Source organism: Siphonobacter sp. BAB-5385 (genome assembly GCF_002261125.1).
Classification (GTDB): Bacteria; Bacteroidota; Bacteroidia; order Cytophagales; family Spirosomataceae; genus Siphonobacter.
On record NZ_NMPS01000118.1, the window covers coordinates 1 to 24,659 of the forward strand.

At 49.2% G+C, this 24,659-nt stretch carries 22 protein-coding genes and 1 pseudogene; 4 read left to right on the plus strand and 19 right to left on the minus strand.

Annotated elements, in window-relative coordinates:
- The 10 genes from BWI93_RS11630 to BWI93_RS11675 all read right to left on the minus strand — a co-directional run.
- A partial coding sequence (locus BWI93_RS11630; RefSeq protein WP_094811447.1) for a hypothetical protein occupies positions 1-568 on the minus strand: 568 nt, incomplete at its 3' end.
- Between the two features lie 127 nt (positions 569-695).
- Positions 696-1,421 carry a helix-turn-helix transcriptional regulator gene (locus BWI93_RS11635; RefSeq protein ID WP_094811449.1) on the minus strand — a complete coding sequence of 242 codons (726 nt, stop codon included), beginning with the start codon at positions 1,419-1,421 and terminating at the stop codon, positions 696-698.
- Positions 1,422-1,613: 192 nt separating this feature from the next.
- Entirely contained in the window at positions 1,614-3,530 is a 1,917-nt protein-coding gene (locus BWI93_RS11640; RefSeq protein ID WP_176454201.1) for a TonB-dependent siderophore receptor, read from the minus strand.
- A 150-nt stretch (positions 3,531-3,680) separates the two neighbouring features.
- The gene (locus tag BWI93_RS11645; RefSeq protein ID WP_094811453.1) at positions 3,681-5,039 is read right to left on the minus strand and encodes an AMP-binding protein; all 1,359 of its coding nucleotides are present in this window, start codon (positions 5,037-5,039) and stop codon (positions 3,681-3,683) included.
- Entirely contained in the window at positions 5,036-5,683 is a 648-nt protein-coding gene (locus tag BWI93_RS11650) for a hypothetical protein (RefSeq protein ID WP_094811455.1), read from the minus strand. The genes BWI93_RS11645 and BWI93_RS11650 overlap by 4 nt, the downstream gene beginning before the upstream one ends.
- Before the next feature lie 17 nt (positions 5,684-5,700).
- On the minus strand, positions 5,701-6,153 hold the full coding sequence (locus tag BWI93_RS11655) for a hypothetical protein (protein ID WP_176454202.1): 453 nt from the start codon (positions 6,151-6,153) through the stop codon (positions 5,701-5,703).
- A 467-nt stretch (positions 6,154-6,620) separates the two neighbouring features.
- Positions 6,621-9,206, minus strand: coding sequence for a response regulator (locus BWI93_RS11660; protein ID WP_094811459.1), 2,586 nt, complete (start codon positions 9,204-9,206; stop codon positions 6,621-6,623).
- A 678-nt stretch (positions 9,207-9,884) separates the two neighbouring features.
- Positions 9,885-11,315, minus strand: coding sequence for a circularly permuted type 2 ATP-grasp protein (locus BWI93_RS11665; RefSeq protein WP_094811461.1), 1,431 nt, complete (start codon positions 11,313-11,315; stop codon positions 9,885-9,887).
- A gap of 213 nt (positions 11,316-11,528) precedes the next feature.
- Positions 11,529-12,002: a peptide-methionine (R)-S-oxide reductase MsrB gene (msrB, locus tag BWI93_RS11670; protein ID WP_094811463.1), complete on the minus strand. Its 474-nt coding sequence runs from the start codon at positions 12,000-12,002 to the stop codon at positions 11,529-11,531.
- A 157-nt stretch (positions 12,003-12,159) separates the two neighbouring features.
- On the minus strand, positions 12,160-13,095 hold the full coding sequence (locus tag BWI93_RS11675) for a phosphatase (RefSeq protein ID WP_094811465.1): 936 nt from the start codon (positions 13,093-13,095) through the stop codon (positions 12,160-12,162).
- Positions 13,096-13,286: 191 nt separating this feature from the next.
- On the opposite strand from BWI93_RS11675, the gene rpsU reads away from it, so the two are divergent.
- Positions 13,287-13,481, plus strand: coding sequence for a 30S ribosomal protein S21 (gene rpsU, locus BWI93_RS11680; protein WP_094811467.1), 195 nt, complete (start codon positions 13,287-13,289; stop codon positions 13,479-13,481).
- Positions 13,482-13,557: 76 nt separating this feature from the next.
- Here the strand turns inward: rpsU and BWI93_RS11685 are convergent, their stop codons facing one another.
- From BWI93_RS11685 to BWI93_RS11720, 9 genes are all read right to left on the minus strand, one after another.
- On the minus strand, positions 13,558-14,235 hold the full coding sequence (locus BWI93_RS11685; RefSeq protein ID WP_094811469.1) for a phosphatase PAP2 family protein: 678 nt from the start codon (positions 14,233-14,235) through the stop codon (positions 13,558-13,560).
- A gap of 122 nt (positions 14,236-14,357) precedes the next feature.
- Positions 14,358-15,851, minus strand: coding sequence for a hypothetical protein (locus BWI93_RS11690; RefSeq protein ID WP_094811471.1), 1,494 nt, complete (start codon positions 15,849-15,851; stop codon positions 14,358-14,360).
- Positions 15,852-15,887: 36 nt separating this feature from the next.
- Positions 15,888-16,358: a hypothetical protein gene (locus tag BWI93_RS11695; protein WP_141217441.1), complete on the minus strand. Its 471-nt coding sequence runs from the start codon at positions 16,356-16,358 to the stop codon at positions 15,888-15,890.
- 89 nt (positions 16,359-16,447) lie between these two features.
- A complete protein-coding gene (locus BWI93_RS11700; protein WP_094811475.1) occupies positions 16,448-17,413 on the minus strand; it encodes a hypothetical protein in 966 nt (321 codons plus the stop codon).
- A 25-nt stretch (positions 17,414-17,438) separates the two neighbouring features.
- Positions 17,439-18,899 (minus strand): hypothetical protein, encoded by a 1,461-nt coding sequence (locus BWI93_RS11705; RefSeq protein WP_094811477.1) that lies wholly within the window; start codon positions 18,897-18,899, stop codon positions 17,439-17,441.
- A gap of 5 nt (positions 18,900-18,904) precedes the next feature.
- A complete protein-coding gene (locus BWI93_RS11710; RefSeq protein WP_094811479.1) occupies positions 18,905-19,774 on the minus strand; it encodes a DUF4097 family beta strand repeat-containing protein in 870 nt (289 codons plus the stop codon).
- Between the two features lie 4 nt (positions 19,775-19,778).
- Positions 19,779-20,300: a hypothetical protein gene (locus tag BWI93_RS11715; protein ID WP_094811481.1), complete on the minus strand. Its 522-nt coding sequence runs from the start codon at positions 20,298-20,300 to the stop codon at positions 19,779-19,781.
- Between the two features lie 4 nt (positions 20,301-20,304).
- Entirely contained in the window at positions 20,305-20,442 is a 138-nt protein-coding gene (locus BWI93_RS28715) for an RNA polymerase sigma factor (protein WP_255157809.1), read from the minus strand.
- 32 nt (positions 20,443-20,474) lie between these two features.
- Positions 20,475-20,825: an RNA polymerase sigma factor gene (locus BWI93_RS11720; RefSeq protein ID WP_255157810.1), complete on the minus strand. Its 351-nt coding sequence runs from the start codon at positions 20,823-20,825 to the stop codon at positions 20,475-20,477.
- A gap of 142 nt (positions 20,826-20,967) precedes the next feature.
- Between BWI93_RS11720 and asnS the strand changes: the two are divergent.
- From asnS to BWI93_RS11735, 3 genes and pseudogenes are all read left to right on the plus strand, one after another.
- Positions 20,968-22,421, plus strand: a pseudogene (asnS, locus tag BWI93_RS11725) (asparagine--tRNA ligase).
- Between the two features lie 215 nt (positions 22,422-22,636).
- Positions 22,637-23,239: a hypothetical protein gene (locus BWI93_RS11730; RefSeq protein WP_094811483.1), complete on the plus strand. Its 603-nt coding sequence runs from the start codon at positions 22,637-22,639 to the stop codon at positions 23,237-23,239.
- 151 nt (positions 23,240-23,390) lie between these two features.
- On the plus strand, positions 23,391-24,479 hold the full coding sequence (locus BWI93_RS11735; protein ID WP_094811486.1) for a complex I subunit 1 family protein: 1,089 nt from the start codon (positions 23,391-23,393) through the stop codon (positions 24,477-24,479).
- Positions 24,480-24,659 lie beyond the last annotated feature (180 nt).

The window sequence follows — 24,659 nt, forward strand, 5'->3', positions numbered from 1 at the left end:
ATAAATGATGGTCACGGGCAAAGTCACGATACTGACGTACGTTCTCGATTTCACCGGACCGATACGAAAACCGAGCAATGTACCAGGATTTTCCTGAGTCCATTTTACTGGTCACCTTTTCGGGTTTGATGGTGATAATCAGATCACAAAGCGTTTTTCTTTCGTAAAAAACGGGTTGCATCATCCGATACAGCTCCGATACCGACGTATTGTTGAACATCAGAGACGCTACGCAATGATCGGCATCGATAAAGAAAAACTCCGCCCACACTTCTCGTTCGCTTCGCGTAAATAACGTATCCTCAAAAATCCGGTAAGCAATCGGCTGAAACGAAAATTCCGTAATTGGCTTGCCAATGGAATCGGTCAGGATGCGTTCGCCGTATAAATTGAATTGTCCATTCTGACCATTGAAACGGTATTCCCGCGGGTGACCTTCCAGATACAGAAATTTACTTTCCGTAACCAGAGCACCCGTTTCTTCGTCTACGCGTTCAATTTCATAAGACTTGAGTTTCTGAGCGGGCTGACCCAACTGCACCGTATCAGTTGAAAGGGATGAATTCATAGGAACAGTGATTAATTTGCGACTTCCTTAAGTCTATATCTTTTGTACAAATATAAAACATAAATTTAGTTTTATACAAAAAATAAAGACATTTAGTTAAAAAAATTATTCACTGTCCCTACAAAACTCAAGCCGGAAATTTGTTCTCGAAAAACCCGGCAAATCGCCACAATTCTTTAATGTCTTCCCGACGGACCGGATACGGAGCAAAACGTTCGTTGAGTGACTTCAGCACCAGTACGCCCGTTTCGGCCAGGTAGTTATAAACCATTTTCAGCACTACCCCTTCATTCTTTGTTACTACCAGGCAAATACTGCCGTTCTTCACGCTTTCCCAACTTTCGATGTATTCACCGAATACCACCGCACCATCCCGCAAGGGAGGCATTGATTCACCTTCGTAGGGGAAAGCCCGGTATTTACGATCACGAGCCAGAAAAGGCAAGTGAAACGTGGGGAGTTTACCAATGAAGTCGATGTCGCCATATCCCTCAGCATAACCACCCAGAGCCTTCACGTGTACAAACTCTACGTTTTCCTGATCCTGGGGATCCACGGTTGTGGCCAGTACCCGCAGCTCAGGAATTTTAGGCATGTTCAGGGGCTCCTTACTTAAATCCTTTCGGAGGATGTCATCTACGCTTACCTGAAAAAAGTCAGCAACTTTAATCAGATCACCGTAGCGGGGTTCTGCCCGACCGGACTCGTATGCCGCCCAGGTCGATTTCTTCAGTCCTAATTCATCCGCCAGCCGTTGTTGGGATACGCGTCCTTCCAATCGGCTACGTAGCTGAACCAGATTCCGGGCAAAAAAATCATTTTGCGTCAGCTCTTGAGCAGAAGTATTATCCATTTTTTTAGTCAATTCGTATACCTTTTGAACAAAGATAGCGGAATTATCTCGTAACGAGCAAGAAACGTATACAATTTTTACTTTATATCGTCTCTCTTTTTTAGCAAACGGTTTTTATATGTTCACCAACGGTAGCCATAAAGCCAAAAAAAGGCTGGTAGTGCTACCAGCCTTTTACTTCAAAATCTCTTTTTACAAGGTCAGGGCTATTCCGCCGGTGAACCAGCGACCGGGTTGCTGGACGAAGCCATGTTCGTAATACGTCTGATTAATCAGGTTATTTACGTCGGCAAAAAGCCGGAACTTGGGTTGCGTCCAGGACAATCGCGTATCGACCAGATGAATCGTTGCGTAGGGCTGCGGCGGCGTACTGGCATCCCACTGATAGTCGCCTTCGCGTTTTTTGAGCGTGTACCAGGCATCCAGCGTAAGGTTTTTAGCCAGTCGAACATTCGCACCCAGGCTTAGCTTGTGCCGCAAATAGTTAAGTGTGTAAAAAGACTGGAAGTTGATCTGCTTTTGATCCGCCGAGATGTACGCGTAGTTAAAGGTTAGTCGCTGCAGCCAGTAATCGGGCTTGTTCACTACCTGGCTCATCTGCAACGCGTACGCCATTTCCACGCCGAAAGTATTCAGGTTGCGAATATTCTCAATCCGCGGCACGGCCTGATCAGGGCGTTTGATTTTATCGATAGCCGTACTGCTCTGCCGGTAAAACGCCGAAAGCGTCAGTTGATCCACAGCCGTAAAACGCTTGGTACCCACTTCGTAACTCCAGGCTTTTTCGGGCTGTACGTTCGGATCGGCGATTACCGTGGAAGAATTCAGGTACATTTCCGTAAACGTCGGATACCGTACTGCCCGGTTGGCACTGGCGTATACATTCACGCGGTCCGTTAGGGTATAGGAAAGATCGACCCCCGGATACCATTCGTTGCCAAACTGTGAATTCAGGTTAAACAGCGTACCCGCGACCAAGGTCAGACGTTCCCAGCGTTTGAGGTGCTCCAGATACACGTTTACGTTATCGCGGTCTTTACCGAAGGTGTACTTCTGGCCGAAGAAAGCGGGTACAGCTTTGGGCTTAGCCAGAGCATCCCCCAGGCGATTACTGATGATACTCTCCCGCCGCCACTCGGCTCCGAAGGACGTAGTGCCCCAGGCATGGGTCCAGCGGTTCCGCCATTCGATGTTGTAAACGTTGGTCTGGTGGAAGTTTACCGAAGCGGGTTTGGTTTCGCGGTAGTTATCAAAGTCATACAAATCAAAATGCCGCCGCCAGGAACCGGTCAGATTTGAGTACCACTGGCGAGTGAGTTGCCGGTCAGCCTGAGCGACTACAAAATACTGCTTGACCTGTTCGTACTGGTTGTAAAACTTGGGATGATAAAAGTTAGAGGCTCCAAACTGATTATCCATGAAGCCCCCCTGCAGGGCCAGCGTTGTTTTATTCAGCGACAAAGCCGTCCGTCCGTACAGGTTGTGGCGGTCGAAAGCGGTATTGTGAGCGTACCCATCACTGTGAATTTTCTCAGCGGCCACCAGCGTGGATTGTTTCTCGGTAGTTAGTCCCACCGACGTATTCAGCTGGTACAACCCATATTCTCCCCCGGCCAGCCCCACATTGACCTGGCTCGGCTGATTTTTCTTCGTGATAATGTTGATTACGCCGGAAAACGCACTTGGCCCAAATACCCGCGAAGCTCCGCCCTGCAAAATCTCAATTTTCTCAATCGTCGATAAGGGAAAGGGCAAATTCAGCGAATGGTGGCCCGTTTGCGGGTCGTTCATCTTGATACCATCGACCAGAATCAGCGTTTGATCAAAATTACCCCCGCGAATACTCACATCGGCCTGTACGCCCAGCGGGGCCCGCGAACGTACGTCCACGTTAAGAGCGTACTGCAAAATACCATCGAGTGTCTTCACCGGAGCTTTTTCAATATCCTGAGCCGTAATGACGGTGACGTTACGGGCAGTTTTGCGAATTTCGGTTGATTGTAAATTGGCTGTAACCGTTACTTCGGATAAACCAACGGTTTTCGTACTATCCTGAGCCTGGGAAAGAAAAGGAACTAAAAAAGTAACGCCTATAAATATACGTATCATACAATACATTAGCTTCTCCGTACGCACAGCGGTATTCGATGGATTGCAACCAGCTACGGTGAATCCTACCTCACGGACGGAGTTTGAATGAAGAAGAAGGAAAATTTTCCCATGGACTTCGTACTTGAGTCGATGGAACAGTAGCCGACCTTAAGCCGGCAAGGCAAGCATTTCGGGAGAATCTTCGTCGGCCAGGGTGCGTACGATGGCCTGGTAATCAATCTTTCCGTGATCCTTTCGGGGAAGATTACGCCATTCGAGGATGCGACGGGGTTGTTTAGCCGGGGGCAGGGACTGCAAGAGGTGATCCTTGAGCTGACGGGTATACGGAACGGAGTTCTGGCCCGGATACGTCGCCGAAAAAACCAGATAAATTTCGTGCGAAAGGTCCTCCCGAAGCAACCCTACTACAGCTACTTCCTGAACAAAGCGGAGTTCCTTGGCCCGGTTTTCAATTTCTTCGGCAAAGATGTTTAGTCCCCGGCGGTTAAACATCCGTCCAGCCCGGCCCATCAGTACCAGCCGGTCGTCGTCCATCAGACCCAGGTCAAACACCGTATTGATCCCCCGATAATCGGGTGATACGTACGGACTTTCAACCCGGATGCGTTGGTCAACAATGTGGATACGTACGCCCGGGAATGCCTTCCCTACGGAAAACTGGTGCTGAAGGATCTCTTCGTTTTGCTGGTAACTAATGTGTCCCAGCTCCGCCGCTCCGTAGTATTCGGTTAACAGGGCCTGCGGACTGACCTGAAGCAGCGTTTCGGCCAGCGACTTTTCCAGTTTTTCCCCCGCACTCACCAGCGAGCGAAGCAGCGGCAGCGATACGCCCGGGCGTGCCCACAAACGGTAGTGCGAAGGCACCATGAATACCGATGTGATTCGCTCGTCCCGCATTTGCTGCACCCAGCTCCCCGCCGATTTCAATGACGTCAGTACGCTGGTTGCTCCCTGCCAGAGCAGGTGCAGTACGCTGTTGAGGTTCGCCGAATAGCTCAGAGCATCCAGTACCAGCAGCCGATCATCCGCCGTAATGCCGAATACATCACTCTGGTGCGGAAAGGCCGTTACCCAGCTCTGGTAATCTTTCCAGATTACTTTGGGTACGGATTCGGTTCCGGATGTGAGTACCCCCAGAAATCGATCAGTAAGCGTAGTCGGCTGAATTTCCGCTCGTAAGCTTTCTTCAGATTTCGGCCAGGCCTGCTGCAACAGATAGGCGTTTTCGCGTTGCCGCAGACCCTCGATCTGCTCGCTCGTCAGTTGCGAGGAAGCGAACAATACGGCCTTTTTCAAAGCCATGCAGGCCAGCAGATCAAGCAGGTTTTCCAGAGCGTCGGTCTGAGCCAGGATAACCGTTGCTTGCGAAATACCGGCTTGGTACGCTCCGGCCCGGGTCTGAATCTCCGTGATTAATTCGGCATACGTATAGCTCCGGCGACCGTATTGCAGTGCCGTTTTATCCGGAAATTTTCCGGCCGTATGAAGAATTTTCTGGAGAATCACGAATTCAGATGTTCAATCAAAAGGGCGATACCCAAACCACCCGCGACGCCTACCGTTACCAGGCCAAACCTTTGCTGAGTATGAGCCAGGGCTCGCATCAGGTGAATGGTATTAATCACTCCGGAAGCCCCAAAGGGATGTCCGTACGCCAAATTTCCGCCAAATATATTTACTTTTTCTTCAGAAATCCCCCAGTGCATGAGGAAGGCCAGTGGTTTGACCGCAAAGGATTCGTTGATTTCAAACAGGTCAATATCCTGAATGGACAGGCCTGTTTGCCGCAGTAACTTTTCCGTTGCCCAGATGACACCCGCCGGAGCCAGCGTAGGTAAGCCCCCGGCCATAGCCGAGGCAACCAGTCTGAATCGGGGCTCATACTCAGCCCGTAAGGTATCATTTACCAGGAAAATACCCGCGGCTCCATCGTGCAGGTGAGCGGTATTGGTATGGTCGATTAATAGCGGGGATTGAGTACGGATCAGACTGTCGTACGAAAAGGCTTTTCGCAGCGGCTGGTCTTCCGTGATAGCCCCGTATGGAACTCGAATTTCTCTTAAAATTTCGATGGCCTGCTCCGCTTTCTGATGGCTTCGTACCGTCCAACGCATCAGTTCTTCTTTGGAAAGTCCGTAGTTTTCTGCCACCGTTTGGGCCGCCTGCCTTAGGCTGGCTTCCCCATACGAGGCCGGAGCAAACGTGGCCTGCGTATAGAAGGTCTCAGCGTCGATGTACCGGGGGTCGCGGGGCTGATACTGCGCCGGGGAGCCAGGCTATTACTTTCCATTCCCCCCGCCAGTATACTCTGAGCCATCCCGCTTTTCAATTGAGCTTCGGCCGCTACCAGAGCCCGCAAGCCTGCTCCACATTGCAGATCAAGGGTAGTCGCTGGAATATCGGGTGAAAAACCGGCTTCCAGTAACGCATAGCGAGCCATGTTGCCTCCCGTACCGAGGGCATTTCCAACGATCAATTCATCAAAAGCCAGGTTGGAATACCTGCGTCGAAAGTCCCGCAAGACCTCCGCCATGAGTTGCTCAGGGAGTACATTTTTGTAGTAGCCCTGGGCCTTTCCGGTGGGAAGCCGTAATCCATCCACGATGTACGCTTGTAACATAACTGCGAACCTAGACATTATATGTCGAATTGCACCGACGTCAGTGCAATCATCATTGAAAGAAAGGCCGTATCAATCCTCTGGAAATACTGTTGTCATTCGTCCGTACGTGATGCGGGAAGATGTCTTTGGGAGCCAATGAAGGTGAAATTTTGTGGCAGGCCAACCTACCCGCTCTAACGGATACGAGGCCTTTTCGAATACCCGAAGCTGCATTCACCGATCAATTAAATGTAGTTTGACCCGCCCATGGCTGAATTCGTAGAGCCCCTATTCGTTTTCGGGTATCCCCAGCGTATCGCCCTATATATGAGTCCATTATTGTACCGCTGTTACCGAAGAAAACCTGTAAATCCATTCGTTCGCCTCCCCGCACCAGTAAGTAATCAGGCATTGGGGATGGCAGGAGTAACCCTGGAGTTACTCCCTGTCATGAACAAACCTGAAAACGCTGGTCCAGACCCTGTTTACACCGTTGGTAAGAACTCTTTGCGGGCTTCTTCGACCACGGGCAACAGGGTTTCCATTCGCTGGATGACCTCTGTAACAATGGTCTGTACCGTAAATAAATCACCGTTTTTAGCAGCCAGCTCCTGTAGTTTTATGAAAGCAGGAACGACTTCGGTGACTCCAATCATTTGTACGGGCGATTTCAGAGCGTGAGCAATTTTTCCTACTTCAACAATGTCCTGTTGTTGTAAAGCTTCGCTCATTCGTTTAAGCTGTACGGGCGTTTCTTCCAGGAAAACCGTCAATAAGTCGGCCATCGATTCATGATCGCCGCCCGTTACTTCGTGCAGGTAATCCAGATTTATTGTCATTGCATTGGTTTGGCTATTCATTTCAGTTGTGGCGGGAATAAATGCGGGTGTTTGTACTTGTAATTGTTTACGGACGACCTTGTATAAATCACTCATTTGAAAAGGTTTGGAGATGAAGTCATTCATGCCGACCTGCAGACAGTGCTCGCGTTCACCCACCAGGGCGTGAGCGGTCATGGCTACAATCGGGACATCTATTTGCAGCACATTACGAATCTGACGTGTGGTTTCGTACCCATCCATTTCCGGCATCTGAATATCCATCAAAATCAGATCATAGCTCTTTGCCCGGAGCTTTTTCAAGGCTTTCACGCCGTTCTCAGCAATTTCGGCCGAGTAGCCCATGCGGCCAAGTACAGCCGTTGCCAGTTTCTGATTCATGGGGTTATCCTCGACTACCAACACGGATATTTTTTTCAACCCATCGTACGACGCGGAATGATAAGAGCCGAAATCTTCCAGCGAGGCAGGTTCAGCAATTTCGTAGGGAATTTCAACGGTAAAAAGTGATCCCCGACCCGGCGTACTTTCCACTTCAATCCGACCGCCCTGCATGTCTACCAGCGAATTGACAATATTCAGGCCCAGTCCGGAACCGCCGTATTGCCGCGTGGTGAACGAGCTTTCCTGACGGAATCGTTCGAAAATATGCGGTAGTACGTCCGCCGCAATACCAATGCCCGAATCTTTCACCGATAAAACCACCCATACGTGCTGGTCTTCGATTTGCTTGCAGCGAATGTTGATTTCAATGCGACCTTTTTCGGTGAATTTAATGGCATTGGAAGCCAGATTCAGCAAAATTTGGGTTAAACGCGTCGGATCTCCCAGGACAACCGGCGGTAGCGTCTGATCGAGTTTTACGTCAAGTTCAAGCTGTTTGTCCAGGGCAGCTGGCTGCAACATGATCCTGATTGACTGAACCAGCGAAATGATACTGAACGGAATTTTTTCAAATTGTAGCATTCCTGCTTCAATTTTCGAAATATCCAGAATATCATTGACGATGGTAAGGAGGTTACGGCTGGCTGTATTTACCGCTTTCAGGTATTCATTCTGCTCGGTCGTCAGCGGCGTGGTTTCCAGCAGGTTCGTAAAGCCGATGATGGAGTTCAGCGGCGTACGGATTTCGTGGCTCATATTGGCCAGGAAATTTTCCTTCATCAACGCCGCTTTTTCAGCCAGTTCCTTGGCTTCATTGAGGCGGGAATGCGATAACAGGCGGTCGGTAATATCGACGTAACTGGACACTACATATTGCAGATGCTGCTCCAGATCGAAAATGGGTACTGCCGAACTGAGTAACAGGGTACGCTCGTCGCCAATTCGTAGTTCCAGATCATCAATCTGTGCAGGCTGGCCTTTGCGGGCTTTCCAGTAGGGTCTTTTTTCGGTGGGATACGGCGTTCCGGCAGGAAACTGGAACACGGGCAGCGTATTCAGCAGATCTTCGTACGAATTGAACTCCGAGTGCTGTTTCAGAAGTGTTCGGGTTACCTGATTGGTATAATAAACCTTCCCGGCTTCGTCATACACCACCACCGCCGCCGGGACGGCATCCAGAATTTCGCGAAGCCGTTTTTCATTGGCCTGTAATTCCATATTAAGATTCGTACGGCTTTGCAGCAGTCGGATCAGCAGATACACCGCTCCCAGAATGATCACTACGGCTACCAGTGTACCGATGATGATACTAAGCAGAGCCTCATTAGCCGAGCGTTCGCTTTCTTCGACCCGATGAGCAAGTGAGGTTTGCTCATCCTCCTGAATCTGAACCAGCAGGTTTCTGATTTCATAGGTCTGATCAAGATACACGCGACCGGAATCCAGTCGGGTCGTTCCGTTTTCGATTTGAGCCTGCAGAAAAAGCTTCCGACCCAGCGTGAGTTTATGCTGTAATTTCTGATTTAGCTCCCGGATTCTTTGCTGCTGATCGACGGTTTTGGCAAAGTCGTTGAGGTCTTTTGACTGATCAATCAGTTCGCGGGCATTTCGGTTAAAATCGGCCAGAAAGTAGGGATTACCGCTCAGGATATGCCCGCGTAAGTCGTTGTCGATATGCGTTAAACGCGTATCAATTTGCTCGGCTTTTTCCAGAATGACGTGGGTATGGGTAATCCAGTTGTTGGTAATGACGAGCCGCCGGATGGTACGGTGCCCGTTAATACCAATCAGAATTTCAATCAGGATCCCTCCGCCCAACATCAACAATATCCAGAATTTCAACCGCATCTGAGTCTAATCAATGGTGTGGTAAATGAGTGCTATCTGGTATAAGACAAACGGAACGATACGTCAGGCGTACCGGTGTTCGGAATTTTTCCCGAATCTATACGAAGCAGAACGATCCACAAGCTATAAAACCATTCCACAATCTGAAATGGCATTGCATCAGGTACTTGTCTAAAAAAGGGGATTGGCTGAGAAGGAACATGTGCCCGTAAAACAGGCCATGTAATCCGATGAAGTATAGAAGTAATTGTGGGCATGTTTATGTGGGCGGCACAAACGCTTTAGTATCTACCAGTAAATTTACTCATTAAAGCTGACTCCGCAAAAGCGTAAAGAGAACCTACCCGCCTGACAAACGTTAAGTTCTTGTAAATGACGCCTGTATTAGCCGGGTAATCCTTGCAGGGTTAGTACTCAACTAAAGTAACCTGGAAGCAGTTCCCGGGCCACTGAAAAGCTTTCGTAGAGCGTTCGGAGCTTCCTTCGAACGTTTTGATGCATTCTGCTATACGTTACTTTCACCGTAGTTTGCTTTTAAAACTACGGTGAAAGTTTATTCGAAATAAGCTTTGCCTGATGTAATGGAGTAAGGCCCTCACCGTATTTTCGCCTCGCAGCATCCCCAAAAGGTTGTATGAGCTTATGTGCACAGGTAAAGGTTCGTATCTGAAAATCCTTTTACCACATCACCCAAGTATCCTTACTGCCGCCCCCCTGTGAGGAGTTTACCACGAGGGAGCCTTTGTTAAGAGCTACCCGCGTCAGGCCTCCGGGAATTACGTTAATTTCATCGCCATACAGGATATACGGACGCAAATCAACGTGGCGACCCTCGATGGCTCCGTCGATCAGACAAGGTACCCGCGAGAGGGAAATCGTGGGTTGAGCAATGTAATTACGCGGATTAGCCATGATTTTCTGCCGGAACAGTTCGTGCTCCTCCTTCGTCGCCTTGGGCCCGATCAGCATCCCGTAGCCACCCGCCTCATTCGCTTCTTTCACCACGAGTTGTTCAATGTTCTCCAGCACGTATTTACGGTCTTCTTCTTCCCGGCAGATGTAGGTACGCACGTTCGGAATGATCGGTTCTTCGTCGAGATAGTACTTGATGATGCGAGGTACGTAGGCGTAAATTACTTTATCGTCGGCGACGCCCGTACCCGGAGCATTGGCCAGAGCTACGCGACCTTTCTTGTACGCATCGAAAATGCCCGGAATGCCAATCAGCGAATCCGGATTAAACGCATGAGGATCCAGGAAAGTATCATCGATACGCCGATAAATCACATCGACGACCTGAAAGCCCTTGGTGGTTCGCATTTTCACGTATCCATCGTGTACGACCAGGTCGCGGGCATCCACCAGCTCCACCCCCATTTGCTGGGCCAGGTAGGAATGTTCGAAGTACGCCGAATTATAAATTCCAGGCGTTAGAACGCATACCGTTGGATCGGGACGCCCGGAGATATGTTGCAGCATCTGCAACAAACGGCTGGGGTAGTCGGATACGGGCCGCACATCGGTACGGGCAAATACTTCCGGAAAGGTCTGCTTAAGTAATTCCCGGTTTTCGAGCATGTACGATACCCCCGAGGGACAGCGAAGGTTGTCTTCCAGCACCATGTATTCACCGTCATCCCCCTTGATAAGATCGGTACCGGTAATATGGCACCAGATACCCTTGGGCGGTTTTAGTCCAATACAGGCTTTAAGAAAGCTCTTGGAAGATTCAATCAAATCCCGGGGCACAACGCCATCATTCAGGATTCGCTGTTCATTATAGACATCGTCGATGAACAAATTAATAGCCTTGATTCGCTGGATGAGGCCTTTTTCAAGCTTATCCCAGTCCTGACTCGGAATGATACGCGGAATGATGTCTACCGGCATGATCCGCTCGGTTCCTTCATTTTCGGAATATACGTTGAACGTAATGCCCATCGCCATCAGAGCCCGCTCAGCGGCCTGATGACGACGCGTCATTTCTTCCATACTGAGCTGTTCACTACGTTGTTTGAAGGCGTCGTATCCTAGCCGCACCTTTCCCTGGGCGTCGAACATTTCATCATAAAACCCTTCGATCTGGTAGTCATCGTAAGAAAACTGCATAAGTGTTAATCAATATTTTTAAACGCAGGAAAAAAAGGCCAGCTTTAGTAGTATTCATCTACAGAATGGGAAACTTAACAAATATCCTGTAAGAAGTCAAAATGTATACCAAATAATCTTTCGGCTACAGCCTATAATACTATATTTAATCCGTAAGGCTTCATCTAAAATTAGTACAAAAAGACCGACTCTGAGGGAAGTCGGTCTTCAGCCTCATCTTCCTTTTTCAAAGGTCAGAGCAGCTGAATTAATTGTGTACTTCGACTTGCCCGGTGCCGGACCGTCGTTGGTTAAATGCCCCAGGTGAGCCCCGCAGCGACTGCAGGCAATCTCTTTGCGTACCATTCCGTAACTCGTATCGGTACTTTCTTCCAGATTACGGGAATTGACGCCCCGGGAAAACGTCGGCCAGCCGCTGCCGGTATCAAACTGAGCGTCCGTTCTGAAAAGCTCGACTCCGCAGCAGATGCAGCGATAGGTTCCTTTCTCCCGATTATTCCAGTACTTCCCCGAAAAGGCCCGTTCCGTACCTTTCTGACGGGTTACAAAATATTGCTCCGGAGTTAACAAACGCTTCCACTCCGCTTCCGTTTTCTCCACCGGATACCGTTTGACGGGATCCTGTCTATCCGTAATGAACCACAGCGGCATGGCTGCTAAACCCTTAATCACACGTCGTCTTTTCATTCTGAAAATAATCCTTCAATCCGTTCAAGGTTTGGGAGATTCAAGGGGTATTTCCGGTTAAACCCGGTTTGTAGTTGTTCCGGAAAACCCACCTTGTGTAAGAAAGATACGCAAAACGCGGGCGATTCGTACCGCATTCAGTTTTTTTAACGAATGCTTACTGCCCCTGGCTCATTCGTGACAACATGCCCTCTTTCATGGCGTACAGCGAAACCCGAATTTGCTTGAGTTGATACTTGCGTAACAGAAAAGCAATCAGACAGGATGCTACGACAATCATGTCTACACGGTATTCTTTCATCCCAGGAATCTGCAAACGAGCGTCCCGATCAAGCGTCAGGAATTTTTCGTAGGAGTCGATGAATGAAGCCATCGGCAACTCAAAACTTACCTGTTCCGGATCCGGCCAATGACCCGTACTCTGCATGGATTCTATATCAATCAACGTTTCAAACGTCCCCGCTGAACCAATGATTTCTTTCGGCTCGTATTGGTGCACCGCGTTGGTAAGGGGTACTAGCTGTTGCTCCAGGTATTCGTAAAGTTTACTGATTGAATCGGGCAGAATGGGGTCGGCTTGCTGAAAACGGTCCATCAGCCGTTGCCCACCGATTTCGAAGCTCTGTTTCCAGAAAACTTTTTTGGCGTTACAAAGAATGAATTCGACGCTGCCGCCGCCAATATCCACAATGAGTGAGGTTTGCTCATTCAGTACGGTACCGGCCTTCACTCCTTCGTAGATCAGACTGGCTTCCTCTTCACCCGGTATAATGGTTACGGTAATGCCCGTAGCATTCAGCACCCGTTCGCAGAATTCTTCCTGATTAGCGGCATTGCGAACCGCACTCGTACCCAGGGCTACGATTTTTTCGGGAGCGATGTCGTACTGGTTGGTAATCTGACGGAATTCCCGCAGTACAGCCACGGCCCGATCTATGGCGGCTTCGGTAATTTTTCCCGAAGAAATTCCTCCTTCGCCAATTTTGGCGGGCATGCTGGAGTCATGCAAAACAGTAAAACCGGCCGCCTGCGTTTCGGCAATCAGCAGTTGAAAGGTATTGGTACCCAGATCAATAATGGCAAGACGAGTCATGATAAAAAGCGGTAAGCTCTGGAAAAGGAGCCTGTGGGACGACACAGATCATACAACAATTCGAAAGATATACTTTTCCGAATCGCAATTGTTCGCCAAAGTTGCCAATAAACTCTTGAAAATATAAAATAGAACCGTATATTTGCAATCCTGTTTTGGAGTTGAACCTTTCAAATTGCCGAATAACACACATGATTATCGTTCAAGTTAAAGAAAACGAAAGCATTGACAAGGCCCTCAAACGTTTCAAGAAGAAATTCGAGAAAACGGGCGTAATGCGTGAACTCCGTTCACGTATGGCGTTTACGAAGCCGTCAATCACTCGCCGTCACCAAGTCATCAAGGCAGCTTACCGCCAGAAGATGCAGGAAAGCGAGCAACAATAGTTTGCACGTTAAAGCACGCCTGTGCTTTATGACCGGCATTGTAGCCATCCTTTTGATCGGGGATGGCTTTTTGCATTTAGACCAGATCGAGTTGCCAGAAGGTATAAAAGGTAGTTCCGCAGATGAACGCTCCCAGCAGTAAGCCCGCCAGAATTTGCCGCGGGGTATGAGCATTGAGTTGCAGGCGGGCACTCATCACCAGGCCCGTCAATACAATGAATATGACCAGCGGAGCCAGTAAAGAGGTTGTACCGAAACGAGCCGTAAGGGCAATCAGTCCTCCGATAACGCCACCCATTCCAGTAGCATGAGCGGAAATTTGCCAGTATAGACTAATGAATGATACGCAGGAAACGGAAAATGTAACACTGGCCATCACCACTGTCAGTTGAGGCAACAGGACCAGATAGCGGAAAGAAGCAAAGGAAAAAATCGTATACAGCAGGACAATGATCAGGTACGGTCCCCGCCGATCTTCGAGCCGCTCCATCGTCAGGCTGCGAATGATTCGTAGTCGATATAACACGTACAGTAAATATCCGGGAATCAGGAACGTAAAGAAAAAGACCAGGAGCAACAGGCCAAACCTGAAACTGAGCTTTACGCCGAAAAAGTCGATGGTTTCCTGTCCATTAAAACTTTCCAGATTAGCAACGGTGAACGGTGCCGTGTAGAAAAGGATTCCACACAATACGGTCGGAATGAGCAAAGGGTGCAGTACAAACGAAAGTAAGCGGGCCAGACCTGTCTTCAAAATTGGTTAAGAGCTAGTGATGATCAATACTAACAAAAGTAAGTACCGAAAAAGCCTTCACCAAAACGCAGGCCCCCGCAAGCCCCGGCGTTCCTGATAATTTAATCCAATTCTTACAATTACTACTTGCGTTTAGCCCAGGCCAGTCCAACCTTCAGATCCACGAAGCCGTAGGCCTTGGAACGAATCGAGTAAGCCCGCTCGTGGTACACCTCGTTCGAATGACGACTTACTTCTTCCTGTTCCCCGGATTGATACCAGCGTTTTTCCTGGTAGGTATTATGGGCGTAAGTAGACAGCGGCAGGCGAACACCGGCTTTCAGTTCGAAAAAACCATTGGAAAACAGGCGACGTTGCGTACCCCAGGCCAGGTACCCATCACGCAAGGTCTGGCGGATGTGGTGATTACTTGAGACTCTTTTTTCACCCTCTCGTAAATGCCCCTCCCGTTGTTCAATTCGATTGCCCAAGCGTTCACTTGAAATACCCAGCGTAATAAAACTTCCCGACAGGTTATCCGACTGCTTCCCCCGAATAATACGTGATTTTAAGTTATAGTAGTACCGGGACTCCAGAGCCACGCTTCCCTGTAACAAACGATCATGAAAAGTATACGGATAGTCCCCGTTGTACGTGCGTTCGAGTTGCTGGTATTTTCCATAAATGCTCAACTCCCCTTGTACGGAAAAGGGCGAGGCTCCGAGTTTGTACTCATACGCAACCGTCGTACGCAGGTGACCAGCATTAGGCGACCAGCGAATGGGATTATTTAAATCCAGTTTCCAGATGGAACGAACGGGTTCAAAGCAGTGAAACAGTTCACAACGGGAAGAAATCGCTTGCGACTGGCCCGCAAAAGCAAAACCTATCAGCGAACGGGTTTCAATGAAAGGTTCCCAGCTACTGGCCCGTAAATAGCGACTGTACAGCTGACTGGACGCCACTCCAGCCCGAATGGTAAAATCAGCGAATCCGCGTTTACCAAACCGTCGCTGCAAGCCATACACCAGAGCCACTTCCTGGGTATGCGGAGGTCTGAAAGCACGGGGCCTAGTAGGTGACTGCGTTGGAATCGGTATCTGGCGTTCCAGCGACAGTCCCAGGTAGTTATCTGAAACGTTATTTACGCTTTTTCCTTCCCGGATACGTCGATTCATGCGATAATACCAGCGAGGTTGCAGCAGTACCCGCAAATTAAGTGGATAAAGGGTTGAGTACAAGCCACCACGTTCACCCCGATTGTACGAAATGCCTCGGGTACTATTCCAGGTCAATGCTGCTTCGGCATTGATCGACCAGGCCGTACTGAGTTTTTGTTCATAGCCTACCCGAACTATATCGGATAACTGCTGAATCGGACTCTGTCCACTTTGCCGGGGAATACTCATCTGGGCACCGTTCAGCGTACGCAGCAAATCAACCGGCACCATGATTTTGAATACGCTCCGGACGGGTACCTGCGTCTGGAAAACGTCTCCGTAGGTATCCAGCAGTTTCTTCTTCGTGCTTCCTACCGTATCCATCTCCGTGGTAAACTGAACGGTTTGCGTAGAATTCTGAGCAAAAAGCGGGTTTATACACGTTCCCAGTAGTAAGAGAAGTAGAAGCTTTTTCATAACAGCGGCGAAAGGGTTGGACAGAGGCGGAATGATTTACTTGCGTTTGGCCCAGGCGAGACCGATTTTCAGATCAACAAAACCATAAGGGTAAAGCGTAGTAAAATCCAATTCTTTCCGACTATAAGGCACAGAAGTGCTTTGCGAAACCAGCTCTTTTACTTCCATCGAACGATAGACTTGCCGTTGTTTAAGACGATTTTCTTTTCGATCGTAGAAAGGCAATCGTAACCCCGTTTTCAGCTCCCAGTAACCGTTGGTAAATAAGCGTCGCTGCATGCCCCACCCTACGTATAGATCGGCAAAGGTTACTGAAATATCTCTGGTGTATGTTCCACTACCTTTCTGATTGGCTACCAGCATTGCCGGTTCGAAGCCTTTGGTTCGCTCTTGTAAATGTTCTGTAGATATCCCCAGATGAAGGAAATTACCAGAAAGATTATCGCCCTGTTTTCCCTGCCGGATGCGTTTGTTCATGTTGTAGTAATAGCGGGATTCCAGGGACAAGCTTGCCTGTATCAACCCGTTTCGGTACCGAAGTTTTTCGCCTAACACGTCACGTACGGTATCCAGCCAGCCGGGCGTTTCATAAAACGTTAGTTTCGGGAAAATAAACGGGCATGTACGCTCAATTCCGCCTGAATTGAAAAGGGACTCTTACCCAGTTTACGTTCGTACGCCATGGAGCCTCTTACGTTGTGCCCCGTAGAAGATAGGCGAATGGGGTTGTTCAAATCAACTTTCAATAAGGAACGAACCGGTTCAAAACAGTTTAATATTTCGCACTGGGAAGAAGTAGTCTGAGAATTCCTGGTTAGAGCAAAGCCTCCCAATGTACGGGTTTCGATAAACCAGCTCCATTGCTTTTCGAAAGGCGTATCAAAACCCTGATAGAGGACATCTCGTGGAAACCGTTCATGAATGACTCCGGCCCGAATGGAAAAATCGGCAAAGCCATGTTTTTGAAAACGCCGTTGCAAGCCATAGACCAGACTTAGTTCCTGAGAAGCAAAGCCGAGTCCCTGCGTATTATTTAACCAGACATCATCGGCCAGCACGTTCCAGGTCGTTTCCAGCGATACCCCCAGATAGTTATCGGAAACATTAGCTACGCTCTTCCCTTCCTGTATTCGCTGCCCCATTCGGTAATACCAGCGGGGTTGAACCAGTAACCGCACATTATACGGATACAATACGGAACTGGCCTCAGACTGAGCGATGGCCACTTCTGCGTTGATGGACCAATCGGCCCGTATTTTTCGTTCGTAGCCTAAACGCAAAATATCCGTAATCTGCCGAGCCGCGTTCATGTGAAAAGCTTTGGGAACATTCAATTGAGCCGGAACCAGATACTTAGGCAAGCCAAAAGGCACCATGATTTTGAATACGCTCCGAACGGGTACCTGCGTCTGGAAAACGTCACCGTAGGTATCCAGTAAACGCTTCCTAGACCTTATCAAGGTATCGATTTCGGTTGAAAACTGTACAACCAGTGTACTATCCTGAGCCAGGAGCGGATGTACGCACATCCATAATAGCAGAAGGGATACCAGTTTTTTCATAGCGGCGTGAAGGAATTAAAAGGGGTCATTTGCGTTTGGCCCAGGCCAGACCGATTTTTAGATCGAAGAAGAAGTGAACACTTCCGGGGGCCATCTTCTGACGTTGAGCGTACAGTCGATGATTCGTTTCCACTCGCTCTAGTGCACCCCCTGACGTCGTAGATACGTACCTTTCCTGATTGGATGCGTAAGTGGTCAGCGGTACTTTCAACCCGGTTTTCAGTTCCAGAAAGCCATTGGTAAATAGCCGTCGTTGCAGACCCCAGGCCAGATAAGCGTCTGTAAAATGTTGATTATACGTGGAGCGTTGCTTCCATTCCACTACTACGCCCTTCTCTATTCCCGCTCCGTAGTTACGGACGCGTCCCAGCCAGTGCTCCCGCTGCATACCTAGGGTCAGGAAGTTACCCGATAAGTTATCCGACTGTTTCCCCCGCCGGATTCGCTTATTTAGGTTATAATAGTAACGACTTTCCAGAGCCAGGTCTGCCTGAAACTGTTTGTCGTTCGCCCCGCTTCCCTGCGTTAGTAAGGGCTGGGAAGAAGGCAGGTGATAGCGAAACGTACGCCCATAGGCTCCTAATTCGGCCTGCACGGAAAAAGGACTTTCGCCAAGTTTCCGTTCGTAAGCCATCGTTGTACGCACGAAACTGCCCTCATTGGACACACGAATAGGATTATTCAGATCCAGCTTCCACAAGGAGCGAACGGGTTCGAAACAATGCAAAATTTCGCACTGGGAAGAAGAAGGCTGAGAGAATTTCGTAAAACCCAGCCCAATCAATGTTCTGGTTTCAATGAACCAGGTGATGGGTCTGGCATTGTTGGAACTTAGGCTGAGGGGATTGCGAATCCGGTCGATGCTGATTCCGCCACGCAGTGAAAAATCAACCAGCCCCCGTTTTTTGAAGCGTCGCTGAATTCCGTACACCAGAGCGATGTCCTGATTGCTGTATCCCCCCTGCGACGATCCGTAGTAAGAATCCAGTTTAAAGAGGAAGGTGGATTCCAGCGAAAGACCGATATAATTTTCCGATACATTGTTCACGCTCTTTCCCGTTCGGATTCGCTCGTTCATGCGGTAATACCAGCGGGGCTGAAGCATGAATCGAGCGGAATTTATTAGATACAGACCTACACCCGGTGGGATGGCTACTTCCGCATTGATTGACCATTCTGGTGCCAGTTTTCGCTCGTACCCAATTCTTACTAACCCTACTCGTTCCTGAAAAGTATTGTTAAAGCCCTTCGGAACAATCATCTGGGGATCCAGAGCCGTTTTAGCCGTTCCCAAGGGAACAATAACCTTGAATATGCCGCGAGCCGGAACCTGCGTCTGAAATACATCGCCATACGTATCCAGAAGCCGGTGTTTCGGAGCGGAAGTAGTATCAATGTCTACGGTATACGCTACCTGTGTACTATCCTGAGCAAACAAAACGTGGGTAACGGCAAGCCACAGGAGGGTTAGTAAACGTTTTTTCATCGTAATTAACGGAGGCTGATCGTAGCGAAAGTGGTCTGAACATCAATAAGCCCTCCTTTGCGGGCATGTAAAACCACTTTGCGTAGCGTAGGTGTATTGGTTTGCCAGGTAAAGTTGGCATTACGGGGCAGTTCAATCTGGCCGTATTCGGCCTGCAATTGATAGGTAAAAGGCGTTTGTTCGAGATTCAGTAAGCGGATATTCGTTTTCTGAGCTTTCACTTCGAGCTTTACCAGTTGCCGATCAGCCCGTATCTCGGCTTCCCCACCCTGCGAACGAACGGTACAGCTTCCCTGGACATCGCTTAGTTTCAGATTGGTATACTCCGTATTCAGCCTGACTTTGCCCGACAGATTACTGGCTTCCAGATCACCGTAGTGGCTTTCCAGTTGTACCTCTCCCTGCATCGCTTTCAGACTTATTTTGGAGAACTCCGTACTAGCCTGAAAGTCAGCCTGTAGTCCAGTAACTTTCAATGAACCAAAATTTTGTTTCACCACCAGCGGACACCTCGCGGGCAGCCAGATAACCATACTGGTTTTGAACGAAGAGGTCAGTTTCCCGGAAGCCGGTGCAATCAGGAAGTTTCTCAAAAACAGTCGCTTCCCGGACTTTTCACCCGTAAACTGAAGTGATTCGAGTTCCTTACGAGCTACCGCCCGGTCGGGGTGCCGAGCCGAAAGATTCACGTTGATTTGAATCGTTTCCTTGTCCCAGACCCGAATGTCAATATCGGCCCGTTCGCCCGTAATCGTCAGATTACGAACGGATTCGTAATGCTGTTCAATCGTTCGGGTCGCTACCTGAAGCGTGGTCTGCCCCTGAGCATGCCAGGCCAGAAGTCCGATCAATCCTAGTAATCGCCTTAATTTCATAGCGTTAAATCAGTTCGGCCAGGCGTTTGAGTAATTCGGCCCGCTTTTCGTCCAGTTGGGTCTCCCAGGCCACCACCTGCGGATCATTGTGGTACAGACCCGCCTGCTCATGCAATCGCTCGCTGGCTTGTTTTAATTCCGTTAGTTCCGTACGAATCATCTGAATTTCAGGTTGCTGACAAGTAACTTGTTGTACTTCGCACAGCGTTTCCAGTCGGTTCTGCTGTTGATCCAGACTGGTATTTTTCGAGTCGATCCACTGAGCCGTCTCACTTTGTACAGCAATGCGGGTTTCCTGAGGCTGGTACCAGAGCGTGATTCCCAAAACCAGCACAATACCGGCGGCCAGTGCAGCCATCTGCCAGCCGATGCGACGCGTTTTCCCCGGTAACGCAGGCTCTATACGCTCCCATAAGAATTCGGCAGGCTCGTACTCGGGCAATTCCCGCTGGTAGTCAAGCCGACTTTCAATGGTATTCCAGACCCGTTCATCGGGTTCATATTCGGGTAATACCGGCCATTCCATACGTTTAACTGAGTAAGGCGGGTGATTGTAATAGTTTCCGTAATTTCTGCTTGGCCGCGTGTAGTTGTGATTTGGAAGTACCTTCCGTCACGCCCAGCACCTCCGCCACTTCACGGTGCGAGTAGCCCTCCACTTCAATCATCAGAAACACGGTTCGGCAACCTTCCGGTAAACTCAGCAGAGCCTTTTCGAGGTGAGCGGCCTCACGCCCGCGTATCCCGTATCGGATACCAGTTCTTCCGGGATTTCCGTACTCCAGAGCTTGCGGTTTTCAATGTGGCGATAGGCTTTTCGAATCACGATTGTCTTGAACCAGCGACCGAACGTTGCCTCTCCCCGAAAATCCGATAGGTGCCGGAACATATCGATGAACGCTTCCTGTAACACATCCTGAGCCATATCAAAGTCGCCCGTCATGCGGTACGCCAGCGAGTACATAGGTTTCTTATACCGATCGTACAGCATCCGCTGGGCGATGCGATCGTGCTGGAGACAGGCTTGAATCAGGTCAGGAAGGTGGTCCATACGGGCATTTTCTGCACAAAAGAGGTCCGGTTTTACAGAAAGGTTGGTTGTGTTCCGGATTTTTTTCGGCGAGTACGCGGAAGTAGCTAATTTCGCGAATCTATTCTATCGACGGATCTGCCGTCACTCATCGTAGTTTATCATGAAATATCAAATTAAAGATTACCTCCGTCACCACGGTTTTGTGGATCAGACGCTTACGGTTCAGGGATGGGTTCGCACCAAACGGGAAAGCAAGAATGTCAATTTTATTGCTCTGAACGACGGCTCGACCATTAATAACCTGCAGGTCGTAGCGGAGGCGGGCGTGATTCCGGAAGATATTCTTAAACTCGTAACCACGGGTGCCGCCATTGCTGCTACGGGTATTCTCGTCGATTCGCAGGGAGCGGGCCAGACGGTAGAATTGAAAGTTACGTCCATCGAGGTATACGGTACCGCTGATCCGGACGCGTACCCGCTGCAACCCAAACGTCACTCGCTGGAATTTTTGCGGGAAATTGCTCACTTACGGCCCCGTACCAATACGTTTTCGGCGGTATTCCGCGTGCGGCATGCCCTGGCCTTTGCGGTACATAAGTTTTTCAGCGACAACGGATTTTTTACTGGAACTCTCCCATCATCACGGGTTCTGACGCCGAAGGTGCCGGTGAAATGTTCCGCGTATCAACGCTTGACCCCAAGAATCCGCCCCTGAACGAGGACGGTTCGATCAACTATAAAGAAGATTTCTTCGGTAAAGAGACCAATCTGACGGTATCGGGTCAGTTGGAAGGCGAGCTGGCCGCTCTGGCTCTGGGTAAAATTTATACGTTTGGACCGACCTTCCGGGCCGAAAACTCCAACACGACACGTCACCTGGCGGAGTTCTGGATGATTGAGCCCGAAATGGCTTTCTTCGATCTGTATGATAACATGGATCTGGCGGAAGATTTCGTTCAATACGTCATCAAGTACGCCCTCGCTAACTGTGTCGAAGATCTGGCTTTCCTGGAAAAACGTTTACTCGAAGAAGAGAAAAACAAACCCCAAAACGAGCGTAGCCCGATGCCCTTGCTGGAAAAACTCCAGTTTGTCATCGATAACGATTTCGAGCGTCTGACGTATACACAGGCTATCGAGATCCTGCTTCAGTCAAAACCGCACAAGGAGAAGAAATTCCAATATCCGGTGGAATGGGGCATCGACCTGCAAAGCGAGCACGAGCGTTATCTGGTCGAAAAACATTTCAAAAAACCGGTAATCCTGACGCATTATCCCCGGGCAATCAAGGCCTTTTACATGAAGCAGGAAGTGGATCGTCCCGAAGACAAAGGACCTACGGTACGGGCCATGGACGTATTGTTCCCCGGTATCGGCGAGATGATCGGCGGTAGCCAGCGGGAAGACAACCTGGAAAAACTCGTAGCCCGGATGAAAGAAGTCGGTATTGAACCCGAAAGCATGGACTGGTTCCTGGATACGCGTCGTTTCGGTTCGGCTCCGCACTCGGGCTTTGGTCTGGGCTTCGAGCGACTGATTCAGTTCGTAACGGGTATGGGCAACATTCGGGATGTGATTCCTTTCCCCCGGTATCCGAAATCATCTGAGTTTTAGTCTGAGCCAATCTTTAGAAAAGGCCGTTTCTTCGCAGAGACGGCCTTTTTTGGTAACGGATCTCTTTTCGAACGGAATACTTCCCGCAGTACCTTCATTATCAAATTGTTAATTTAACACTTCTTAAGTATTGACCTGCTTTCACTACGTGGCTTTGGGCTATTTTTGAGCCGCCTGTTCTTTGGAACTGGTGTAGACCTTCTAACACTACGTACATGAAAAAATTATATCTGCTTGCCCTGTCCTGCCTGCTGTTGACGCAGTGTAAAAAGGGTGAAGACGGAACTCGTCCTGGAGAAGAGGTCCCGGCCAAAATTGATATTGAAAAACGAACGGTGGAGATCATGAAGGAAACCGCTCCGCAAGCGATCGGTACCTGGGTACTTCAGGAGGTTCACATCAACGCAACGAAACTTTACGGAGCCCAGCCCTTAGGCATCCGGAAAGACACGGTTTTCAAAGATTTTGCCACGCTCAAGCTCTACCCGGCTACCAGGGCCCGGTACAAGCCCGTCCAAGCTAAGCACCCCGAATTTGAAGGAACCATTACTCTGAAGAATAAAACCTATCCGGTTTACTTTAGCTTACTGGTTAACCCTGACTATCTTTTTCGCTCGGAGGGACCTCAGGCTTTCTTTCTTTTCGACTTTAACTTTCCAGACGGTACTCGAATCCCTGAGGAAGAAGATAAATTGTTAAAAGACCTGGGCGTTGTCGGAGACAACTTTTCTTTTCAGGTACAACCCAAGGCTCCCTTGATGGTCTGGAAAGGCCTGAACAGAGGCGTCAAAGAAATTGTATTCAAAAAAGTACAGTAAGGCCTCGCTTTACCGATTCCATTGGCAGGCCACTTCTCGCAAGAAAGTGGCCTTTTTTAGTTTTATTCTAAATATTAAATGAACGCGAGGAAGTAGATTTGCGGACGAAAGCGGCCCATCCGGTCGCCGTACACCCAAAATTTGTACCGTTTTGCTTCCTGCATTACTGATCTGTCTTGCCCTTACTCTGGCTACGGTAGTCGTGGGCGTATACGCCGAGCGTAAAATTTCCGGCTTCATTCAGGACCGGCTCGGCCCTACCGAAGTAGGTCCCTACGGCTTGCTGCAATTATTCGCCGATTTGCTGAAGCTTTTACAGAAAGAAGATATTGTTCCGAAACTGGCCGATCGCTGGCTGTATCTGGTAGCTCCCTGCCTGATTTACCTGGCTGCGTATCTGGGCTATGCGGTATTGCCGCTCAGTCCCGACTGGATTGGCTCGGCTACGTCGGTGGGTGTTTTCTGGTTACTGGCCATCGTTTCGCTGGATGTATTGGGTATTCTGATGGCGGGCTGGGCTTCCAACAATAAGTATTCCTTATTCGGAGCCATTCGTTCGGTTGCTCAGATTGTCAGTTACGAAATTCCGCTGGGTTTATCCATCCTCTGCGTGGTGATGATCAATCAGACGCTGGATTTACAGGAAATGAGCTTTCAGCAGGGCATTTACTCCCCGGAACCCGTGTATTTTCTGGGTATCAAGAGCTGGGGAATGGACGTAACCACCAACGGTGGTTTTCTGAGCTGGAACATTTTTCGGATGCCTTTATTCTTCGTTGTTTTCATCATTTATTTTATTGCTTCACTGGCCGAATGCAACCGGGCTCCCTTCGATTTACCCGAAGCGGAATCGGAGCTCGTCGGCGGTTTCCATACGGAATATTCCGGTTTTCGCTGGGCACTGGTTTTCCTGAGTGAGTACGCCATGATGATGCTGGTGAGTATTCTCGGAGCCGTGCTATTTCTAGGCAGCTGGAATACGCCCTTACCCAACATCGGTCCAGTACGACTGGCCGACTGGACCTCCGGCCAGCCCGGCACCTTCTGGGGAAATTGTACGGGGATGTTCTGGATTCTGACCAAAGCCGCCGTACTGATTCTGGTTCAGATCTGGGTACGCTGGACCTATCCTCGCCTCCGGGTCGATCAACTCATGTACCTGGGCTGGAAAGTACTGACGCCTGCGGCTTTGATTTTGGTCGTTTTATCGGGTATCTGGCGACTGTGGATGGTTAGCTAAGCGTATTGATTCTTCTTTTATTGTGATTATTTGATGCTCCATTTCCTATCATACGGCTAGTCTTTTAGGTCGTATGCATTCCACACTGAAATTTATTAACAATTCACTAGTATTCTAGGGTCACTATTTCGTCCCATAGGCATGCTTGTCTTTTAGTCCGTATGCATTCCATGCCGGCAC